Origin of the sequence: Streptomyces albofaciens JCM 4342, from assembly GCF_008634025.1 — a bacterium.
In the GTDB taxonomy this organism is placed as follows: Bacteria; Actinomycetota; Actinomycetes; order Streptomycetales; family Streptomycetaceae; genus Streptomyces; species Streptomyces albofaciens.
This window is the reverse complement of record NZ_PDCM01000002.1, coordinates 4,464,223-4,480,653: the sequence shown is the minus strand read 5'-3', so window position 1 is coordinate 4,480,653 and position 16,431 is coordinate 4,464,223. Positions and strand designations below refer to the sequence as shown.

Sequence of the window (16,431 nt, the reverse complement as noted above, 5' to 3'; positions counted from 1 at the left end):
CAGTGAAGAACCGAATCCCGGCCGCAACCGCCCCCGCCTTGCTCGCAATCGGGCTCGCATTGGGCGTCGTCGGGCTGCTCGTCGACAATGACGACGCGTGGCAGGTCGGGCTGTTCATCGTCATCACTGCCGTGCCCCTGCTCATCACCCGCGCTGTACGCGACTCCCAGCGCGTCACCGCCGACCAACTCGCGGAAGCGGACAACGCCGGATACCGCCGCGCCCTCGAACACGTCGCGCGCGGCCTCCTCGACCAGCACACCGCGCCCCCGAAAGGCGGGCGACCCTGCCACGTCGAGCAGGTCGCGGGCAACGTGATCACACTGCGCCCGCACCACACCGACCGACCCGAACGGAAGGCACAGTGAGCGACCTGCACATACCACCCACATTCCGGAGCGCACCGGGCACCGGCGACGCCTGGATCGGGTACATCCGCGTCTCCACGTGGAAAGAGGAGAAGATCAGCCCCGAACTGCAAGAGGCAGCAATCAGGGCATGGGCGGCGCGCACCGGCCGCCGCCTGCTCGAACCGATGGTCGTTGACCTCGACGCGACCGGCCGGAACTTCAAGCGCAAGATTATGAGCGCCATCGAGCGCGTTGAATCCGGCGAGGCGCGCGGCATTGCCGTGTGGCGATACTCCCGATTCGGGCGCAACCGAACGGGCAACTCCGCCGCCCTCGCGCGTCTTGAAGCCGTCGGCGGCGAGCTGGAATCGGCGACAGAACCCGTCGACGCCCGAACTGCCGTGGGCGAGCTGCAACGAGAAATGATCTTCGCGTTCGGCAACTTCGAGAGCAACCGCGCCGGCGAACAGTGGCGCGAGACCCACGAATTCCGCATCAAGAACCAGCTACCGGCGACCGGGCGCCCGCGCTTCGGGTACACCTGGCATCCGCGCCGCGTACCCGACCCGTCCATGCCGGGCGGATGGCGCCTGCAAGAAGAGCGGTACACCCTTCACCCCGACTTCGCGCCCATCGCCGAAGAAATGTACGAGCGGAAGCTCGCCGCCCCAGTCCCTCAAGGGCTTAACACCATCGCCCATTGGCTCAACGAAGAACTGGCCATCCCAACGACCCGCGGCGGCCTGTGGCACACCAGCACAATCGCCCGATACATGGACAGTGGATTTGCGGCGGGACTGCTCCGTATGCACGACCCGGAATGCCGGTGCGGATACGGCACAAACCCGAACATGAGCAAGTGCCCCAATGGGCGAATCCTGTTCGTGCCCGGGGCACAGCCGAAGATCATCGAGCCGGACGTATGGGAGGAGTACAAAGCCCACCGCGCCCAATCCAAGAAGATACCGCCCCGCGCCCGCAAGGCCACCTACACGCTTAGCGGCCTGACCGCTCACGGACGATGCCGATACCACATGAGCCACGCCTCAGACACCGTGAAAGGCGTGCAGATACGCGGGCACTGGCTCGTGTGCAGCCGACACAAGAACGTGTCGAAACTGGCCTGCCCGGGCGGCATCAACGTGAAGCGGGAACAGGCGGAAGACGAGGTTTTCGACTGGCTCGGACGGGAACAGCTCGCCGCCGACATCGACGCCGCCCCCGCGACACCGAGCGACACCGCGCCACCCGTCGACCCGCGCATCGCACACCAGCGCGAACGTGACTGGATCAACCGGGAGTTGAAAAAGGTCGACGACGCCCTCGACCGGTTGGTTGAGGACAACGCACTGAACCCGGAAAAGTACCCGTCCGACTCCTTCGCGCGCGTACGCGACAAATGGCTCGGGAAGAAAGGAGCGTTGACCAAGCAACTAGCGGAGCTGGGCGCGGTCGAGGCACTGCCGGCGCGCTCCGACTTCCGCGAAATGATCGTCGGCCTGCTTGAAGAGTGGGAGACGTTCAAGCCGATCGAGCGGAATGCGATGCTGCGGCAGCTCGTACGCCGGGTCGTCTTCCACGACATCCGAGACGATGAGGGCAAGCTGAAGTCCGTACGTGCCGAGATCCATCCTGTCTGGGAACCCGACCCATGGGCCCCCAAGAGGATCTGCCGCGGGCCGTTCGGCACGCGCCCCGACTGGTCCCCCGCCGACCTGTGGAGCCGCGCCGCCGACCGCGAAGCCGTAGCGGGGTAGTGACATACCGCGAGGAACACCAGCACAATCGCCAGGAACTTACCCGCGCGTAGCAAGGCGCAAGGAGGCTCCCGGTGCAAAGCACGATGCAAGACGTACCCCTGCTGGTCTCACGGATCTTGACCCACGGGTCAACGGTCCATGGCCAAGCTCAGGTAACCACTTGGACAGGCGAGGGTGATCCCCGCCGCCGCACCTACGCCGAAGTGGGCGCCCGGGCCGCACAGCTCGCGCACGCACTCCATGACGAACTGGGAGTGCGAGAGTCGAGCGTGGTGGGAACGCTCATGTGGAACAACGCCGAGCACCTGGAAACGTACTTTGCCGTTCCCTCCATGGGGGCGGTACTGCACACCCTCAACCTGCGGGTACCTGCCGAACAACTGGTGTGGATCGCCAACCACGCCGCAGACCCCATCATCATCGTGGATGGCAGCCTGCTGCCACTCCTCGCGCCGTTGCTGCCGCACCTGCCGGCCGTACGGCATGTGGTGGTCAGCGGCCCCGGGGACCGCTCAGCCCTCGACGGTGTCACTGCCACCGTGCACGACTACGAGCAACTGATCGCCGACCGACCAACCTCGTACGACTGGCCCAAGCTGGACGAACGAGCAGCCGCCGGCATCTGCTACACCTCCGGGACCACCGGAAACCCAAAGGGCGTGGCCTACAGCCATCGCTCGATCTACCTGCACTCCATGCAGGTCAACTGCGGTGATGCTTTCGGCCTCACCGCGCGGGATGTCTGTTTCCCTTTGACACCCATGTTCCACGTCAACGCCTGGGGCCTGCCGCACGCCTCCTTCATGGCGGGCGCCTCGCTGCTGATGCCGGACCGCTTCCTCCAGCCGGCGCCGCTGGCCGAGATGATCGAGATCGTACGGCCGACCATCGCCGCCGCCGTACCCACCATCTGGCAGGGCCTGCTCGGAGAGCTGGACGCCACGAAGCGGGACGTCACCTCGCTGCGCAACGTCGTCATCGGCGGTTCCGCGTGTCCCCCGTCCCTGATGCGCGCCTTCGAGGAACGACACGGGCTGCGCGTGGTGCACGCCTGGGGCATGACCGAGACCTCGCCGCTCGGCACGGTCTCGCACCCGCCGGCCGGTGTCAGCGGCGACGAGGAGTGGGCGTACCGCGGGATGCAGGGCCGGTTCCCCGCCTCGGTGGAGGCCCGGCTCGTCGGCCCGGACGGGGCCCACCTGCCGTGGGACGGGGAGTCGGCGGGGGAGCTGGAGGTGCGCGGGCCGTGGATCGCGGGCGCGTACTACGGCGGTACGGAGGGCGCCGACCAGCGGCCCGGTGACAAGTTCAGCCCGGACGGCTGGCTGCGTACCGGCGACGTCGGAACGATCACGCCGGACGGCTATCTGACGCTGACCGACCGGGCCAAGGACGTGATCAAGTCCGGTGGCGAGTGGATCTCGTCCGTCGAGCTGGAGAACCACCTGATGGCCCACCCGGAGGTGGCGGAGGCCGCGGTGGTGGCCGTACCGGACGAGAAGTGGGGCGAGCGCCCGCTGGCCGCCGTGGTGCTGCGGGAGGGCGCCGGCGCGGCCTTCGAGGAACTGCGGGCCTTCCTCGGCGAGCGGGTGGCGCGCTGGCAGCTGCCGGAGCGGTGGACGGTGGTGGCGTCCGTACCGAAGACGAGCGTCGGCAAGTTCGACAAGAAGGTACTGCGCAAGCAGTACGCGGACGGGGAGTTGACGGTTACGCGGGTGGGGAGTTGAGGAGGCTCATGCGGGTGGGGTGAAGGCGGGAGCGGGAGTCGGTGCCGGCTGCGCGTTGCGCAGCCGGATGCCGCTGAAGCCGAGCGTGCTGGTGATCACCCCGTCCCAGAAGCCCCACAAGTTGTCGAGCACCCGGAGCTGGATCCCGGCGTCCTGGTGCAGCTTCAGCAGGTCGCCCACCGGCTCGGGCGGCCCGAGCGGTACGACGGGCTCCGTCGCCACGACCGCGCTCGGCACCGGCTCGCCGAACGGGCGGAAGGCCGCGGCCGGGAGCCGGTAGGCGAACAGCTCGGTGGTACGAATGCGGTCCAGCCAGCGGTACTCGATCGCGTGTACCCGCTCGCCCCCACCCGGCCCGAGGACGCGGGTACGGTCCGCGGCGGTCGTGCCCGGTACCGTCCAGGCCATGGCCCGCGGGCACTGGCGTGGAAACCAGTAGTCCGGCGCGCGGTCGCCGTCGACGGCCCAGACGTAGGCCTCGGGCTGCCGCGCGGTCGGGGCGACGTGCGGCACGAACCGCGTGATCGTGGGGTCTTCGGAAAAGTGCAGGACTTCACCGGGGGCGGGGCGCATGCGGCGTTTCTACCGGAGACGGGCGGTGCGCCACCACGGAATTCGCGGTGGTGGGTGGCGCGCCGCCGTGCTCGTTCTCGCTGCGCTCGTTCCCGCTGCGCGCGTACCTGCTGTGGTCGTACTCGCCTCGCTCGTACCTGCTGTGGTCGTACCAGGCGTGCTTGTACCTGCTGTGGTCGTACCCGCTGTGCTCGTACCAGCCGTGCTTGTACCCGCTGTGCTTGTACCCGCTGTGGTCGTACCAGCCTCGCTCGTACCCGCGGTGCTCGTACTCGCCGTGCTTGTACCCGCTGTGCTCGTACTCGCCTCGGTCAGTTCGTGCCGATCTTCGCGAGCAGGTCGACGATCCGGGACTGCACCTCCGCGCTCGTCGAGCGCTCGGCCAGGAAGAGGACGGTCTCGCCCGCGGCGAGGCGCGGGAGCTGGGCCGGGTCCAGGTCGGCCGAGGTGTAGACGACCAGCGGGGTGCGGTTGAGCAGGCCGTTCGAACGCAGCCAGTCGACGATTCCGGCCCGGCGGCGGCGTACCTGCATCAGGTCCATCACCACCAGGTTCGGCCGCATCTGGGCCGCCAGATTCACCGCGTCCGCGTCCGTCGCCGCGCGCGCGACCTGCATGCCGCGCCGCTCCAGCGAGGTGGTCAGCGCTCCGGCGACCGCGTCGTTCTCCTCGGTCAGCAGGACCCGCGGCGGGTGCTGCTCGCTGTCGCGCGGTGCGAGCGCCTTCAGGAGCACGGCCGGGTCGGCACCGTACGCGGCCTCCCGCGTCGCCTGGCCGAGACCGGCCGTCACCAGCACCGGCACCTCGGCCGCGACCGCCGCCGTGCGCAGCGACTGGAGGGCGGTGCGCGTGATCGGCCCGGTCAGCGGGTCGACGAACAGCGCCGCCGGGTACGCGGCGATCTGCGCGTCCACCTCCTCGCGGGAGTTGACGATGACCGGGCGGTAGCCGCGGTCGCTCAGCGCCTGCTGGGTGGAGACGTCCGGCGCGGGCCAGACCAGCAGCCGGCGCGGGTTGTCCAGCGGCTCCGGTGGCAACTCGTCGTCCATCGGCTGCGGTTGCGGCTCGGTCACCTCGACGGCGCCGTTCGGGCCGTCCAGCGGCTCGGGGCCCTCGCTGCCCTCGTCGGGCGCGGAGACGGCGAAGGCGCGGCCTTCGGAGGAGTTCAGCAGGTGTTGCTGGGGGTGCTGCGAATGCTGGAGTTGCTGCGGGGGCTGTTGGTTCTGTGCGTGCTGCTGGGGCTGCTGGCTCTGCTGGTGCGGCGGTTGCTGCTGGGGCTGGGCCTGCGGTGCCGGGTGCGGCTGGGCGGCCTGGCCCGGTACGTGGGCGCCGGGCTGCGGGTGCGGCCGGGCCTCGGCGGCATCGGCCGCGCGCTCGGCATCCTGCGGCGGCTGGGCCAGCTTGCGGCGGCGCCCCGAGCCGGGCGCGGGGGTGCCGGGTGCAGGGGCGCCAGCCGCGGGGGTGCCGGGTGCGGCCGGGCGCTGCTGGTCGGCGATCTGCTGCGAGAACGGCACACCCTGCCCGAGCGTCCGCACATTGAACGCGCGCCCGTGGGAGTGGCCCGCGGCATGACCGTCCGCCGCGTCGTCGTCCCCTGCCGCCTCCGGCGAAGCGGGCGTGGCCAGCGGCCTCCGGGACGTGGCCGAGTCAGGTACGGGCTGTTGGGGGGCTCCGGGGGTACCGGGGGCGCCAGGGGAGCCGGGGGTGCCGAGGACGTCGGGCTGGCCCGGCTGCGCGGGCTGGCCCGACTGTGCGTGCTGGTTGGGCTGTACGGGGTGTCCGGCGCTTCCGGAGTGTCCGGGCTGGGCGGGGTGTCCGGGCTGGCCGGGGCGTGCCGGATCGCCGGGCTGCGCCTGCGGCTCTCCCTGCTGACCGGGAACCTGCTGACCGGGAACCTGCTGTCCCCGCTCCTGCTGTCCCCGCTCCTGCTCCCCTGCCTCGACCTCCGCCGGGCTGGGCCGTCCGCGCCGCCGCCCGGTGGGCACGGGCCGGCCCTCCCCGGCCGCCGCAGCGGCTACGGGACCGGCCACCGGCCCGTCCTCCATGGGATGCGCGACCAGACCCTCGGGACCGGCCACGAACGTGCCCGTCGACTCCGAGTCGGCCATCGCGGCAGCCGCCCGCTCCTCGGCGGCGGCCCGCCGCGCACGGCGCCGCCCGGTCGGCCCGGCGCCCCAATCGCCCTCGGGTACGCCGGAGTCGGCCGCCACGGCGGCCTGCTCGCCGACGGCCCCCGGGGCAGCCGTACGGGCGCGACGGCGGCCCGTACCCGGGCTCGCTTCCGTGCCTGTGCCCACGGCGGCACCCGGGCCTGTACCTGTGCTTGTACCCGCGCCCGTACCGACACCGACACCGCCACCGCCACCGCCGTGCGGCCCCGCGGCCTGGCCGGGCAGGACCGGCAGCGCGGGCAGGGGGGACTGCGGAAGCTGGTCGGCGGCGGCGGGCGGCAGCGCGAACGCCGAGTTCTGGTTACGGACCCCGGCCTGTGCGGCCTGCGGCTGGTTCGGGATCGGCCGTTCGGCCGCGTCCGCCAGCGTCCGGCGTGCCCGGCGCCCGGTCGGCTGGACCTGACCACCCTGGACCTGGCCACCGTGAGCCGGACCGCCCTGTGCCGGACCGCCCTGTGCCGGACCGCCCTGCGCCGGACCGCCCTGCACCGGACCGCCCTGAACCTGGCCACCCTGAGCCTGACCGCCCTGCGCCGGGCCGCCATGGGCCACCTGGCCCGGCCCCTGCGGGATCCCCGCGACGGCCGGGAGCGCGGTCCGCTCGGCGCCCTCAGGCGCGTCCTGGGCCCGGCGCCGCCCACCCGGCGGTACGACCTCGGCCCCGGCCATGCCCTGCGGCATCCCGGCCGTGCCCTGCGGCATCCCGGGCCCGCCCGGCGCGGCGCCCGTAGGCCCGTCGCCGCCCGGACCCGTACCCCCGCTGCCGGGCACCGGCCCCTGCGCTCCGGCCGCGTCGGCCTCGCTGCGCGCGCGGGGCACCTGGCCGGCGCCGCCGCCACGAGCGTCCCCGGCCGTCGCCGTGCCCTCGCCCGGCTGCTGCTGTACGGGTACGTCGCCGCGTCGTGCACGCCGCCGCCCAGTGGGCGTGTCCTCGCCCTCGCTGTCCGTACGGCCCGCACCGACACTGCCGGGCGCCCCCTGCGCCCCCTGCGCTCCTTGAGTTCCCTGCGCTCCCTGCGCTCCCTGCGCTCCCTGCGTCTTCTTCTCGCCCTGCTGCTGCGTCCCCCGCGCACGCTCCGCAGGCACCGGCATGACGGTCGTCTCGTTGCCGGTGGCCTCGCGCGCGCGGTCCGCGCCCGCCGCGCCGGAAACCGGGGCGCCACTGGCCGACACGGGCACTTCCAGTACGTACGCGCTGCCGCCCGCGCCCGGCACCTCGTGCGTCTGCAGGACGCCGCCGTGCTGCCGGACGATGCCGCGCACGATCGGCGCGTGGACCGGGTTGCCGCCACCGTACGGGCCGCGCACCTCGATCCGTACGACCTCGCCGCGCTGCGCGGCCGCCACCACGATCGTCGAGTCCCCGGAAGCGGCCTCGGACCCGCCGCCACCGGCCTTGCCCGTGGCGTCCACGCCCGCGACATCCGCGATCAGGTGGGAGAGCGCCTGCGCGAGCCGCACCGGGTCCACCTCGGCGTCGATCGGCGGCGCGTGCACCGCGAACTGGGCGCGGCCCGGGCCGATCAGCTCGATCGCGCCCTCGACACCGGCCGCCACGACCGCGTCGAGCGAGACCGTGTCCCGTTCGAGGCGCTCGCCGCCCGCGTCCAGGCGCTGGTAGCTCAGCACGTTGTCGACCAGCGTCGTCATCCGCGCGTACCCGGCGGCGAGGTGGTGCAGGATCTGGTTCGCCTCCGGCCACAGCTGGCCGGCCGGGTCGGACGCCAGCGTGCCCAGCTCCGCCTTCAGCTCCTCCAGCGGGCCGCGCAGCGACTGGTCCAGTACGGCGAGCAACTGCGCGTGGCGCGCCGCCAGCGCGTCGTACGGCCGCCGGTCGGTGAACGTCATCACCGCGCCGACGAGCTGGTCGCCGTCGCGTACCGGCGCGGTCGTCAGGTCCACCGGCACCGACCGGCCGTCCTTGGCCCACAGCGCCTGCCCGCGCACCCGGTGCTTGCGCCCGGAGCGCAGGGAGTCGGCGAGCGGCGTCTCCTCCCAGGGCAGCGGCGTGCCGTCGGCCCGCGAGTGGTGGATGAGCGGGTGCAGCTCCTTGCCGCCCAGCTCGCTCGCCCGGTAACCGAGGATCTGCGCGGCTGACGGGTTGACCAGGACGACCTTGCCCTCGGAGTCGACACCGACGACGCCCTCGGCCGCCGCGCGCAGGATCATCTCGGTCTGCCGCTGCTGGCGGGCCAGCTCGGTCTCGGTGTCCAGCGTGCCGGTCAGGTCCCGCACGACGAGCATCAGCAGCTCGTCACCGGTGTAGCCGTTGCGGTGGTCGGCGTAGGCGGCCTCGAAGGCGGACTCGTACGGTGTACGGCCGTCCTCCAGGTTCGCGCTGGTCACCTCGACCAGCAGCTCGCTGCCGTCGGTGCGCCGGGCGACCATCCGGGTGGGCTTCGTACGCGGGCCCTGGTCCTCCTCGTCCCGGCGCCGCATGGAGCCGGGGATGCGCTTGGAGTCGAAGGCCGGCAGCAGGTCGAGCAGCCCCCGGCCCACCAGGGCGGTGCCCGGGGCCTCGAAGGTCTCCAGGGCGATGGCGTTCGCGTTGACGACCGTGCCGTTGCAGTTGACCAGCAGCAACGCGTCCGGCAGGGCGTCGAGTATGGCTGCGAGGCGAGCAGCGCCTCGGGATGGCCTGCTGCTCACGACGACGCTTCCTCCCTGCAGTTACCGCACCTTGCCGAGTTCGCCGACACATCCGTGGCGGGTCACTGGAAGGGAGTCTACGGGCAGCGGATGAGGACGCGGAGACGGATGACGAGGAGGTAGTGCCACGGGATTGTGCGACTCGTGGCACGCCCGACATGTGCCCCGCGTCCTGAACTGGCCCGCTTCTCCGTCACGAAGCGACCGCGGGCAGCACCGGTACGAACCGGTCCCAGCGGCCGATCTCACATCCGTCGGTGCGCTTGAACTGGGCGTTCACCGTGCGCCCCGCCCAGGTACCGGTGATCCGCGCGGTCGCGGGCCCGCCGTACTGCATCGTGCACCGGCTCCCCTTGGGCACACCCGCGAACAGGTCCTTGCCCCAACGGGTCAGACTGTCGAGCTTGTCGCAGGCACCGCGCGCGTCGGTGTGGGTGCCCCGGGCCGGGTGGCAGTACAGCTCGTACGTACCGTCCTTGGCCGCCTTCCCGGTGCCGCTGACGGTGACCGTGAGGTGGTCGGAGGAGCGGGGCAGCAGAGGGATCGGCGCCGTCACGGACGGGGATCCGACAGCGACATCGGCGGGGGCGGCCGCGGCGACCGGGCCCGTCAGGGCGAGGGCGGCGGTGGTGGTGACGGTGGCGGTGGCGGTGAGGGCAGCCGTGGCGAAGCGGGACAGCCGGCGGTGGGGCATCGCGGACTCCAGGGGGTACGGGGTACGGCGTACCACGGGGGTACGGGTACGGATGTGGGTACGGGGACAGAGCCGGGGCCGGGCCGGGACCGGGGCGGAAGCGTTTCCGCCGGGACCCGTCCCCTCCCCGCAGCTCCCGCTGCGTCTAACGCGCCCCCGGGCACGACGTTGCGCGACACCGCCCGCCCGGCCGCTGTTTGGGCCGTGTTCGATCCACCGGGCGGCCGGGCCGGAGCGCCCGAGCCGCTGCCGAACCACCCTCCGAATACCTTTGCCGGGCGGCCCGTGGGCCGAGTACCGTAGGGGTCGATTGGTGACAGCGCACGGTGCTGTGCCATCATCTGGTCACGCCACATCGCGCTCACGCGCGATCGAGGTGTGTGGAGGCGTCGCCTAGTCCGGTCTATGGCGCCGCACTGCTAATGCGGTTTGGGTTTTAAAGCCCATCGAGGGTTCAAATCCCTCCGCCTCCGCTCTGTTTCGTCAGGCCCCGGTCACCACGACCGGGGCCTGACGCTTTCCACCCGTACGTCCGCATTCCCAGCCGTACGTCCGCGTTCACGCCCGCATGCCGCACCCAATCCGCCGCAGGGCGCCGCACCGAACCAGCCGTTCGCATCCGACGGCCGCCGCCTCCGATGGCCGCCGCCTCCGAGGGCCGCCGCCTCCGAGGGCCGCCACCTCCGAGGGCCGCCACCTCCGAGGGCCGCCGCCCGACGGCCGCCGCCTCCGACGGCCGCCGCCCCCTTCGCCCCGTACCTGGCCGGAACAGCACAGGCGCACGCACCGGTGTCCCCGCCACCCTGGTGCCATGACGAGCGACCGCGACCAGACACCCCCCGCCCCGGACGACCCCACCGCCACCCGCCGCGCCACCCACACCGCGCACACCACCCACACCCACATCGCCGGCATCCCCATCCCCGACAGCAAGCTGGCCCGGGAGGCCACCGAGCTGATCCGGGACACCACCGACGAGCTGATCTACCACCACTCCCGCCGGGTCTACCTCTTCGGCGCCCGGCACGGCCGCGAGCGGGACCTGGCCTTCGACGCGGAGCTCCTCTACGTCGGCGCCCTCTTCCACGACCTCGGCCTGACCGAGCGCTACCGCGCTTCCCACCAGCGCTTCGAGCTGGACGGCGCCGACGAGGCCCGCCGCTTCCTGACCGCCCACGGCGTCCCGGCGGACCGCGCCCGCCTCGCCTGGGAGGCCATCGCCCTGCACACCACGCCGGAGATCCCGCACCGCATGGCCCCGGAGATCGCCCTGGTCACCGTCGGCGTCGAACTCGACGTCCTCGGCATCGGCTACGACACCCTCCCGCCGGATACCCGCGACGAGATCCTCACGGCCCACCCCCGCCCCGACTTCAAGCGCCGCATCCTCCGGGCCTTCCACCAGGGCATCGCCCACCGCCCGGAGACCACCTTCGGCAACGTCAAGGCCGACGTCCTGGCCCGCTTCGATCCGGACTACATCCGCCCGAACTTCGTACGGATCATCGAGGCCGCCGCCTGGCCCGAGTAGCCCCCGCCCGCCACCACCAGGACGTTTCCGCAGGTCAGAGGGGGTGGGGCAGTCGGATTTCGCCTCACGGCGTGGTTCGTGTAATGTTCTTTCTGCAACGCCGACCGGCCAGAAAAACCGCCGGGAAGCCAAGCGCTCGTAGCTTAACGGATAGAGCATCTGACTACGGATCAGAAGGTTGCAGGTTCGAATCCTGCCGAGCGCACAGCAGGTCAAAGCCCCCGCCGGGTCATCCGGACGGGGGCTTTGTCGTGCCGTGCGGCAGCGGCCCGGTGCCACGGGCCGGTTCTCTGTTGGCCGACGGCCGTTGCGGTGTAGCGGCTCTTCTCGGCGAGCGTCGGCTTTCTCTGTGTGTTTGCCTGGTCACGACCGGCGACGAGAGCTGTATGCGGTTGCCGGTACGCACGGGTTTCGTGGCGCGGAACGGTGATGAGTGCCTTGCTTCCCGTGGATGCCCTAGGGGGGCAGAAACAGAGAGGTCACCTATGACCGTCAGCACCGAGCACCCCCGTCGGAACAAAGGCATGCTGGTTGCGGCCGCAGCCTGCACGTCAGCTTTCACGGTCTTCGCGGTCCCGTCATCCGCGGTGGGCGCGTCTCCCGCGCACACGGACTCGGCCGTCGCGGACGATGTCGTCTGTAAGGGCGCCGCAACCCACGACAACATCGAGAAAGCGTGCGGCATCCCGAAAACAAATCAGGAGAAGTTCAGGAAATGGGTCAATGAGGCCAAGCATCGCTACACGATTGACATCCGGCCGGGAAACCCCGACTCGGTGCCCTGGCTGAAAAGCGGCAAGGCGCTGCCCAAGCCGGAGTTCCTGAAGGCCAAGACGATCAACTCGTATGATGTTCAGCTCGGCATGAAGAAGGCCTTTGTGGGGACAGTGGGGTTCTTCTCTCCGAAGGATCCTGGTAAGGGGGCGCCGGAGAAGCTGAAGAAGCGGTTCGCTCAGCGGAAGGAAGAGTATGACCAGCTGAAGGCAAAGATGGCTGAACTGGTCAAAAATAATAAAATCAAGATTCACGAGGGGGTGGTGTGCGGGACGTACTCCGGGGGAAAAAAGGTCAACAACCCGGATCCGTGCGGGAACCCGAAGAACACTTATAAGTGGGCTCCTTTCACGGGTGACCACGACATCTTCGACATCAAGGACGCGAAAGGGGAGAAGCGGCTCGCTACACAAGCCGCCTACGACAACGCGGTCGCCAGCCTGAAGCAGGGAAACATGGCGGTGATGCACGGTGCGCACATGTACTGGAAGCCGCAGCCGGGCTTCGAGAAGAAAATGTGCAATGACATCGTCAACCGGCACAGGCCCTCAGGAGGTGAGATGCTCGTACGCTACGCCCCTGACAAAAAACCGGCACTTGTCTTCTATACATCCACGGAGACGGTGTGCCCGGTGAAGCTGCCGTGGGAAACGACGAGAACCAGTAGGCCGAACAGTGTGCTGCCGCCGCGGCTGAACTGGGAGCAGTGGGACCAGGCGCCCTTGGCCGGATTGAGGTCGGGCACGTAGGGCGAAGGCAGGCGAGGGCGACGCCGGTCGCCTCGGTGCTCACCCGGCTGACGCGAGCGTCGGGCCGGACGGTGCCGTGGAGGCCGGCGGGCCGACGATTTCCCATGGGGGCGTGGGTGGCGTACAGTCAGGGTCACCGACGCGGGGTGGAGCAGCTCGGTAGCTCGCTGGGCTCATAACCCAGAGGTCGCAGGTTCAAATCCTGTCCCCGCTACTGCGCAGACCGGTCCGGCACGTTGAACGTGCCGGACCGGTCTTTTTTTCTGTGCACGGGCTTACCGGGCGGCGTCGGTGTAGTGGATGGCCGGGCCGGTGAGGTCCGGGGCGAGGTCGGGGCGGAGGGTGAGGGTCTCCGGGTCGTAGTCGGGGGAGTTCTGGCGGCGGAAGGGAAGCGGCGGGGTCGAGGGGATCTCCAGGAGGCGGGTGCGGAGCCGGGCGGCGGTGTCCTCGAAGCCGGCGGGGGTCATGCGGTCGGCCGAGGAGACCAGGAACGGCGGGACGGCGCTCATACCCGTGTACCAGAAGGTGCCGTGGTGGAGGGGGAAGAGCAGGTCGTTGAGGTCGCCGTTGACGCCGCGCGGGCCGAGGGTGCCGGGACGGGCGCCCGCGGTGACCACGGCCATGGCGCGCTTGCCGGTCAGCGGGCCGTCGCCGTAACGGAGCGTGGCCCCGGTGTCGGGGTCGCTGAAGCCGTACCCGAAGCCCTTGACGAAGACGCGGTCGAACCAGCCCTTCAGGATGGCGGGCATGCCGTACCACCAGAGCGGGAACTGCACGATCAGGGTGTCGGCCCAGGTGACCTTCTCCTGCTCGGCGCGGATGTCGGGGCTCAACGTGCCGTTGCCGAGGGCGCGTTCGGCGGCACCGCTGATGTGCAGGCGCTCGTCGGAGGGGTGGTCGAAGTCGTCGGCGTCGACGACCGGGTTCCACTTCATGGCGTAGAGGTCGGAGACCTGGACCTCGTGGCCGTTGTCGCGCAGGGCGCGCACGCCTTCGTCCTTGAGGGAGCCGTTCAGGGAGCGCTCTTCGGGGTGGGCCGCGAGCCACAGGACCTTCATGGGGATGCCTTTCGGAGTTCGGGTAGAGGGGCGGAGGGATGAACGGATCCGTTGGGTCGATCTTGCGGGTGGTGGCCATGGCCGGACGAGTGGCCGGATGGCCAGCATGTGTCAGGATCGGGCCATGGGTGTCTTCGCGGAGGACGGGCGGCATCGGGTCGCCGTACTGGTACGGGACGGGCTGCTGGCGATGGAGCTGGGGATCGTCCACCGGCTCTTCGGGTATGCCGAGACGGCCGACGGGCGGCGGCTGTACGAGGTGGTGACGTGCGCGGCGGAGCCGGGTGAGCTTCGTACGGACGCGGATTTCACGGTCAATGTGCGCTACGGGCCGGAGGTGCTGGCGGAGGCCGACACCGTGGTGGTGCCGGCCTCGGAGCAGGACTACGGGGCGGAGGACGGCTGCCTGAGCGAGGAGATGGCGCGGGCGGTGGCGCGCATCCGGCCGGGGGTGCGGGTCGCCTCCATCTGTACGGGCTCGTTCGTGCTGGCGGCGGCCGGGCTGCTGAAGGGGCGGCGGGCGACCACGCACTGGCGGTCGGCGGAGCAGTTCCGGCAGCTGTTTCCGGAGATCGAGCTGGACGCGGATGTGCTGTACACGGATGAGGACGGCGTGCTGACGTCCGCCGGTGTCGCCTCGGGGATCGATCTGTGTCTGCACATGATCAGGTGTGATAACGGGGCGGCGGTGGCCAATGAGGTGGCGCGGCGTACGGTCGTGCCGCCGCACCGGGAGGGCGGCCAGGCCCAGTACATCCGGCGTCCGGTGCCCGAGCCGCAGTACTCCTCGACGGCCGCGGCCCGCGCCTGGGCGCTGGAGCACCTGGACCGGCCGGTGACGCTGCGGGACCTGGCCTCGTGCGAGTCGATGAGCGTCCGGACCTTCACCCGGCGGTTCCGGGAGGAGGTCGGGGTGTCGCCGTTGCAGTGGCTGACGCGGCAACGCGTCGAGCGGGCACGGCAGTTGCTGGAGGAGACGGAACTGCCGGTGGACCGGGTGGCGGCCGACGCGGGCTTCGGCACGGCGGCGTCGCTACGGCAGCACCTCCAGGCGGCGGTCGGGGTGTCGCCGAGTGCGTACCGCAGCGCTTTCAGGGGGAGCGGGGCCGCCCCGGGGACGATCGTTCCGGGGAGGACCGTTCCGGGGAGGACCGTTCCGGCCGGGTGGGCGGGAGCGGGTGCAGGGGAGTGAGTGTGCCGGGTGGCTGGTGGTGTACGGGGCCGAGCTGGGCCGGGACCGAGCCGGGGCTCGGGTGGTACAGCCCCGGGCGCGGCGAGCGGCGGCGCAGCGCGCTGCCCGCGGGCAAGGCGCTGGCGTTCGCGCTGACGGGCGAACGGCGCTGCCTGGGCGTGCGGCGCGGCGCACGCTGGACCGCCTGCCCGTACGCGGCGGTGGTCGACAGCGGCGTCACGCGGGACCAGTGCGCCGACTGCGCGCGCCTGGACCGTTCGCGCTCGGTGGCGGCGGACACGATGGCCGACGACCCCCGTACGTACGGCGTGTACCTCGCGTACTTCGGGCCCGGCCTGCTGAAGGTGGGGATCACGGCGGCCGGGCGCGGGGCCGCGCGCCTGGTGGAGCAAGGGGCGATCACGTACGCGTGGCTGGGGCACGGGCCGCTGATGGCCGCGCGGCGTGCGGAGGCGCTGCTGGGGAGCGCCCTGGACGTACGGGACCGGTTCGGGAAGGCGGAGAAGCGGGCGGCGCGGGCCGCGCTGCCGCCGGTGCCGGAGCGGGTGGCGGCCCTGGCCGGGCTGCACACGGCGGCGCGTGGGCTGGCCGGATGGCCGGAGGCGCTGGAGCCGGCCGCGTTCGCGTGGACGGATCACACGGAGGCGTTCGGGCTGGAGCGGATTCCGGCGGGGGTCGGCGAGGTCGCGGACGGACCGGCGGCCGGGGACGAGATCGTGGGGGATGTGGTGGCGGGGTGGGGGCGGATCTGTATGTGCGGGGCGTGGTGGCGGCGGCCGGGGCGGAAGCGGAGGCGGAGGCGGAGGCCACGGTGTTCGTGGTGGATACGCGGTTGCTGGCGGGGTGGGTGTTGCGGGGTGCGACGGGTGGGGTGACTACGGCGATGGTGCGGGCGCCGAAGGGTGGGGCGGAGGACGGGCAGGGGAGCTTGTTCTAGGGGTTGGAGGGGGCGCTTGTTCCAAGGAGCGGGAGGGGATGGCGGCGGGGCGGGGGCGAGGAGCCGGTCGGTACGGCCATGGGCCGGGCCGGAGTCGGCCCGGCCCATGGGGTCGGCTGGTTGGCGGCGGTCGTGCCGGAGATCGCCGGTTGGTACCCGAGGTCTGGCGGTTGGTCCCCCGAGGTCTGGCGGTTGGTGCCGGAGCCCGCCGGTCAGTACCGGAAGTCTGGCGATCAGCACCTCAGATCGCCGGTCTGTACCGGGGG

General features: G+C 71.4%; 10 protein-coding genes, 3 tRNA genes and 1 pseudogene. 10 read left to right on the top strand and 4 right to left on the bottom strand.

Translation table 11 applies throughout. The annotated features are described in order from the left end of the window. Nucleotides 1-38 precede the first annotated feature (38 nt). The 3 genes from CP973_RS39675 to CP973_RS39665 all read left to right on the top strand — a co-directional run bounded on the left by CP973_RS39675 (nucleotide 39) and on the right by CP973_RS39665 (nucleotide 3,837). Nucleotides 39-368, top strand: a complete 330-nt coding sequence (locus tag CP973_RS39675) for a hypothetical protein (RefSeq protein ID WP_244409204.1) — start codon at nucleotides 39-41, stop codon at nucleotides 366-368. Further along, nucleotides 365-2,107 carry a recombinase family protein gene (locus CP973_RS39670; RefSeq protein ID WP_150236502.1) on the top strand — a complete coding sequence of 581 codons (1,743 nt, stop codon included), beginning with the start codon at nucleotides 365-367 and terminating at the stop codon, nucleotides 2,105-2,107. Before CP973_RS39675 ends, CP973_RS39670 begins: the two co-directional genes overlap by 4 nt. Nucleotides 2,108-2,181: 74 nt before the next feature. Further along, nucleotides 2,182-3,837 carry a long-chain fatty acid--CoA ligase gene (locus CP973_RS39665; RefSeq protein WP_150249979.1) on the top strand — a complete coding sequence of 552 codons (1,656 nt, stop codon included), beginning with the start codon at nucleotides 2,182-2,184 and terminating at the stop codon, nucleotides 3,835-3,837. A 6-nt stretch (nucleotides 3,838-3,843) separates the two neighbouring features. Here the strand turns inward: CP973_RS39665 and CP973_RS39660 are convergent, their stop codons facing one another. The 3 genes from CP973_RS39660 to CP973_RS39650 form a co-directional block, all read right to left on the bottom strand. Next, nucleotides 3,844-4,410: a DUF6886 family protein gene (locus CP973_RS39660; RefSeq protein ID WP_150249976.1), complete on the bottom strand. Its 567-nt coding sequence runs from the start codon at nucleotides 4,408-4,410 to the stop codon at nucleotides 3,844-3,846. 311 nt (nucleotides 4,411-4,721) lie between these two features. Next, complete coding sequence (locus tag CP973_RS39655; RefSeq protein WP_150249973.1) at nucleotides 4,722-9,230, bottom strand: hybrid sensor histidine kinase/response regulator; 4,509 nt, start codon at nucleotides 9,228-9,230, stop codon at nucleotides 4,722-4,724. A 193-nt stretch (nucleotides 9,231-9,423) separates the two neighbouring features. After that, the gene (locus CP973_RS39650) at nucleotides 9,424-9,924 is read right to left on the bottom strand and encodes an SSI family serine proteinase inhibitor (RefSeq protein WP_150249970.1); all 501 of its coding nucleotides are present in this window, start codon (nucleotides 9,922-9,924) and stop codon (nucleotides 9,424-9,426) included. Nucleotides 9,925-10,306: 382 nt separating this feature from the next. Here CP973_RS39650 and CP973_RS39645 point away from each other — a divergent pair. The 5 genes from CP973_RS39645 (at nucleotide 10,307) to CP973_RS39625 (ending at nucleotide 13,192) form a co-directional block, all read left to right on the top strand. Further along, nucleotides 10,307-10,397, top strand: a tRNA-Ser gene (locus CP973_RS39645). Nucleotides 10,398-10,735: 338 nt separating this feature from the next. Next, a complete protein-coding gene (locus tag CP973_RS39640) occupies nucleotides 10,736-11,455 on the top strand; it encodes an HD domain-containing protein (RefSeq protein WP_244410248.1) in 720 nt (239 codons plus the stop codon). Nucleotides 11,456-11,587: 132 nt separating this feature from the next. Continuing rightward, nucleotides 11,588-11,660 (top strand) — tRNA-Arg (locus CP973_RS39635). A 280-nt stretch (nucleotides 11,661-11,940) separates the two neighbouring features. Further along, nucleotides 11,941-12,978 (top strand): hypothetical protein, encoded by a 1,038-nt coding sequence (locus tag CP973_RS39630; RefSeq protein WP_150249966.1) that lies wholly within the window; start codon nucleotides 11,941-11,943, stop codon nucleotides 12,976-12,978. 140 nt (nucleotides 12,979-13,118) lie between these two features. Next, nucleotides 13,119-13,192, top strand: a tRNA-Met gene (locus tag CP973_RS39625). A 61-nt stretch (nucleotides 13,193-13,253) separates the two neighbouring features. Here the strand turns inward: CP973_RS39625 and CP973_RS39620 are convergent. Further along, the gene (locus CP973_RS39620) at nucleotides 13,254-14,036 is read right to left on the bottom strand and encodes an NAD(P)H-dependent oxidoreductase (protein WP_150249963.1); all 783 of its coding nucleotides are present in this window, start codon (nucleotides 14,034-14,036) and stop codon (nucleotides 13,254-13,256) included. Between the two features lie 97 nt (nucleotides 14,037-14,133). Between CP973_RS39620 and CP973_RS39615 the strand changes: the two genes are divergently transcribed. Beyond that, the gene (locus CP973_RS39615; protein WP_244410247.1) at nucleotides 14,134-15,228 is read left to right on the top strand and encodes a GlxA family transcriptional regulator; all 1,095 of its coding nucleotides are present in this window, start codon (nucleotides 14,134-14,136) and stop codon (nucleotides 15,226-15,228) included. Further along, nucleotides 15,225-16,165: pseudogene (locus CP973_RS39610) on the top strand (DUF2797 domain-containing protein). The gene CP973_RS39615 and the pseudogene CP973_RS39610 overlap by 4 nt, the downstream one beginning before the upstream one ends. Nucleotides 16,166-16,431 lie beyond the last annotated feature (266 nt).

Coding starts and splice junctions, on each gene's coding strand:
- CP973_RS39630 (WP_150249966.1), top strand. CDS start 11,941: ATGACCGTCAGCACCGAGCACCCCCGTCGGAACAAAGGCATGCTGGTT.
- CP973_RS39640 (WP_244410248.1), top strand. CDS start 10,736: ATGACGAGCGACCGCGACCAGACACCCCCCGCCCCGGACGACCCCACC.
- CP973_RS39660 (WP_150249976.1), bottom strand. CDS start 4,410: ATGCGCCCCGCCCCCGGTGAAGTCCTGCACTTTTCCGAAGACCCCACG.
- CP973_RS39650 (WP_150249970.1), bottom strand. CDS start 9,924: ATGCCCCACCGCCGGCTGTCCCGCTTCGCCACGGCTGCCCTCACCGCC.
- CP973_RS39620 (WP_150249963.1), bottom strand. CDS start 14,036: ATGAAGGTCCTGTGGCTCGCGGCCCACCCCGAAGAGCGCTCCCTGAAC.
- CP973_RS39615 (WP_244410247.1), top strand. CDS start 14,134: ATGGCCAGCATGTGTCAGGATCGGGCCATGGGTGTCTTCGCGGAGGAC.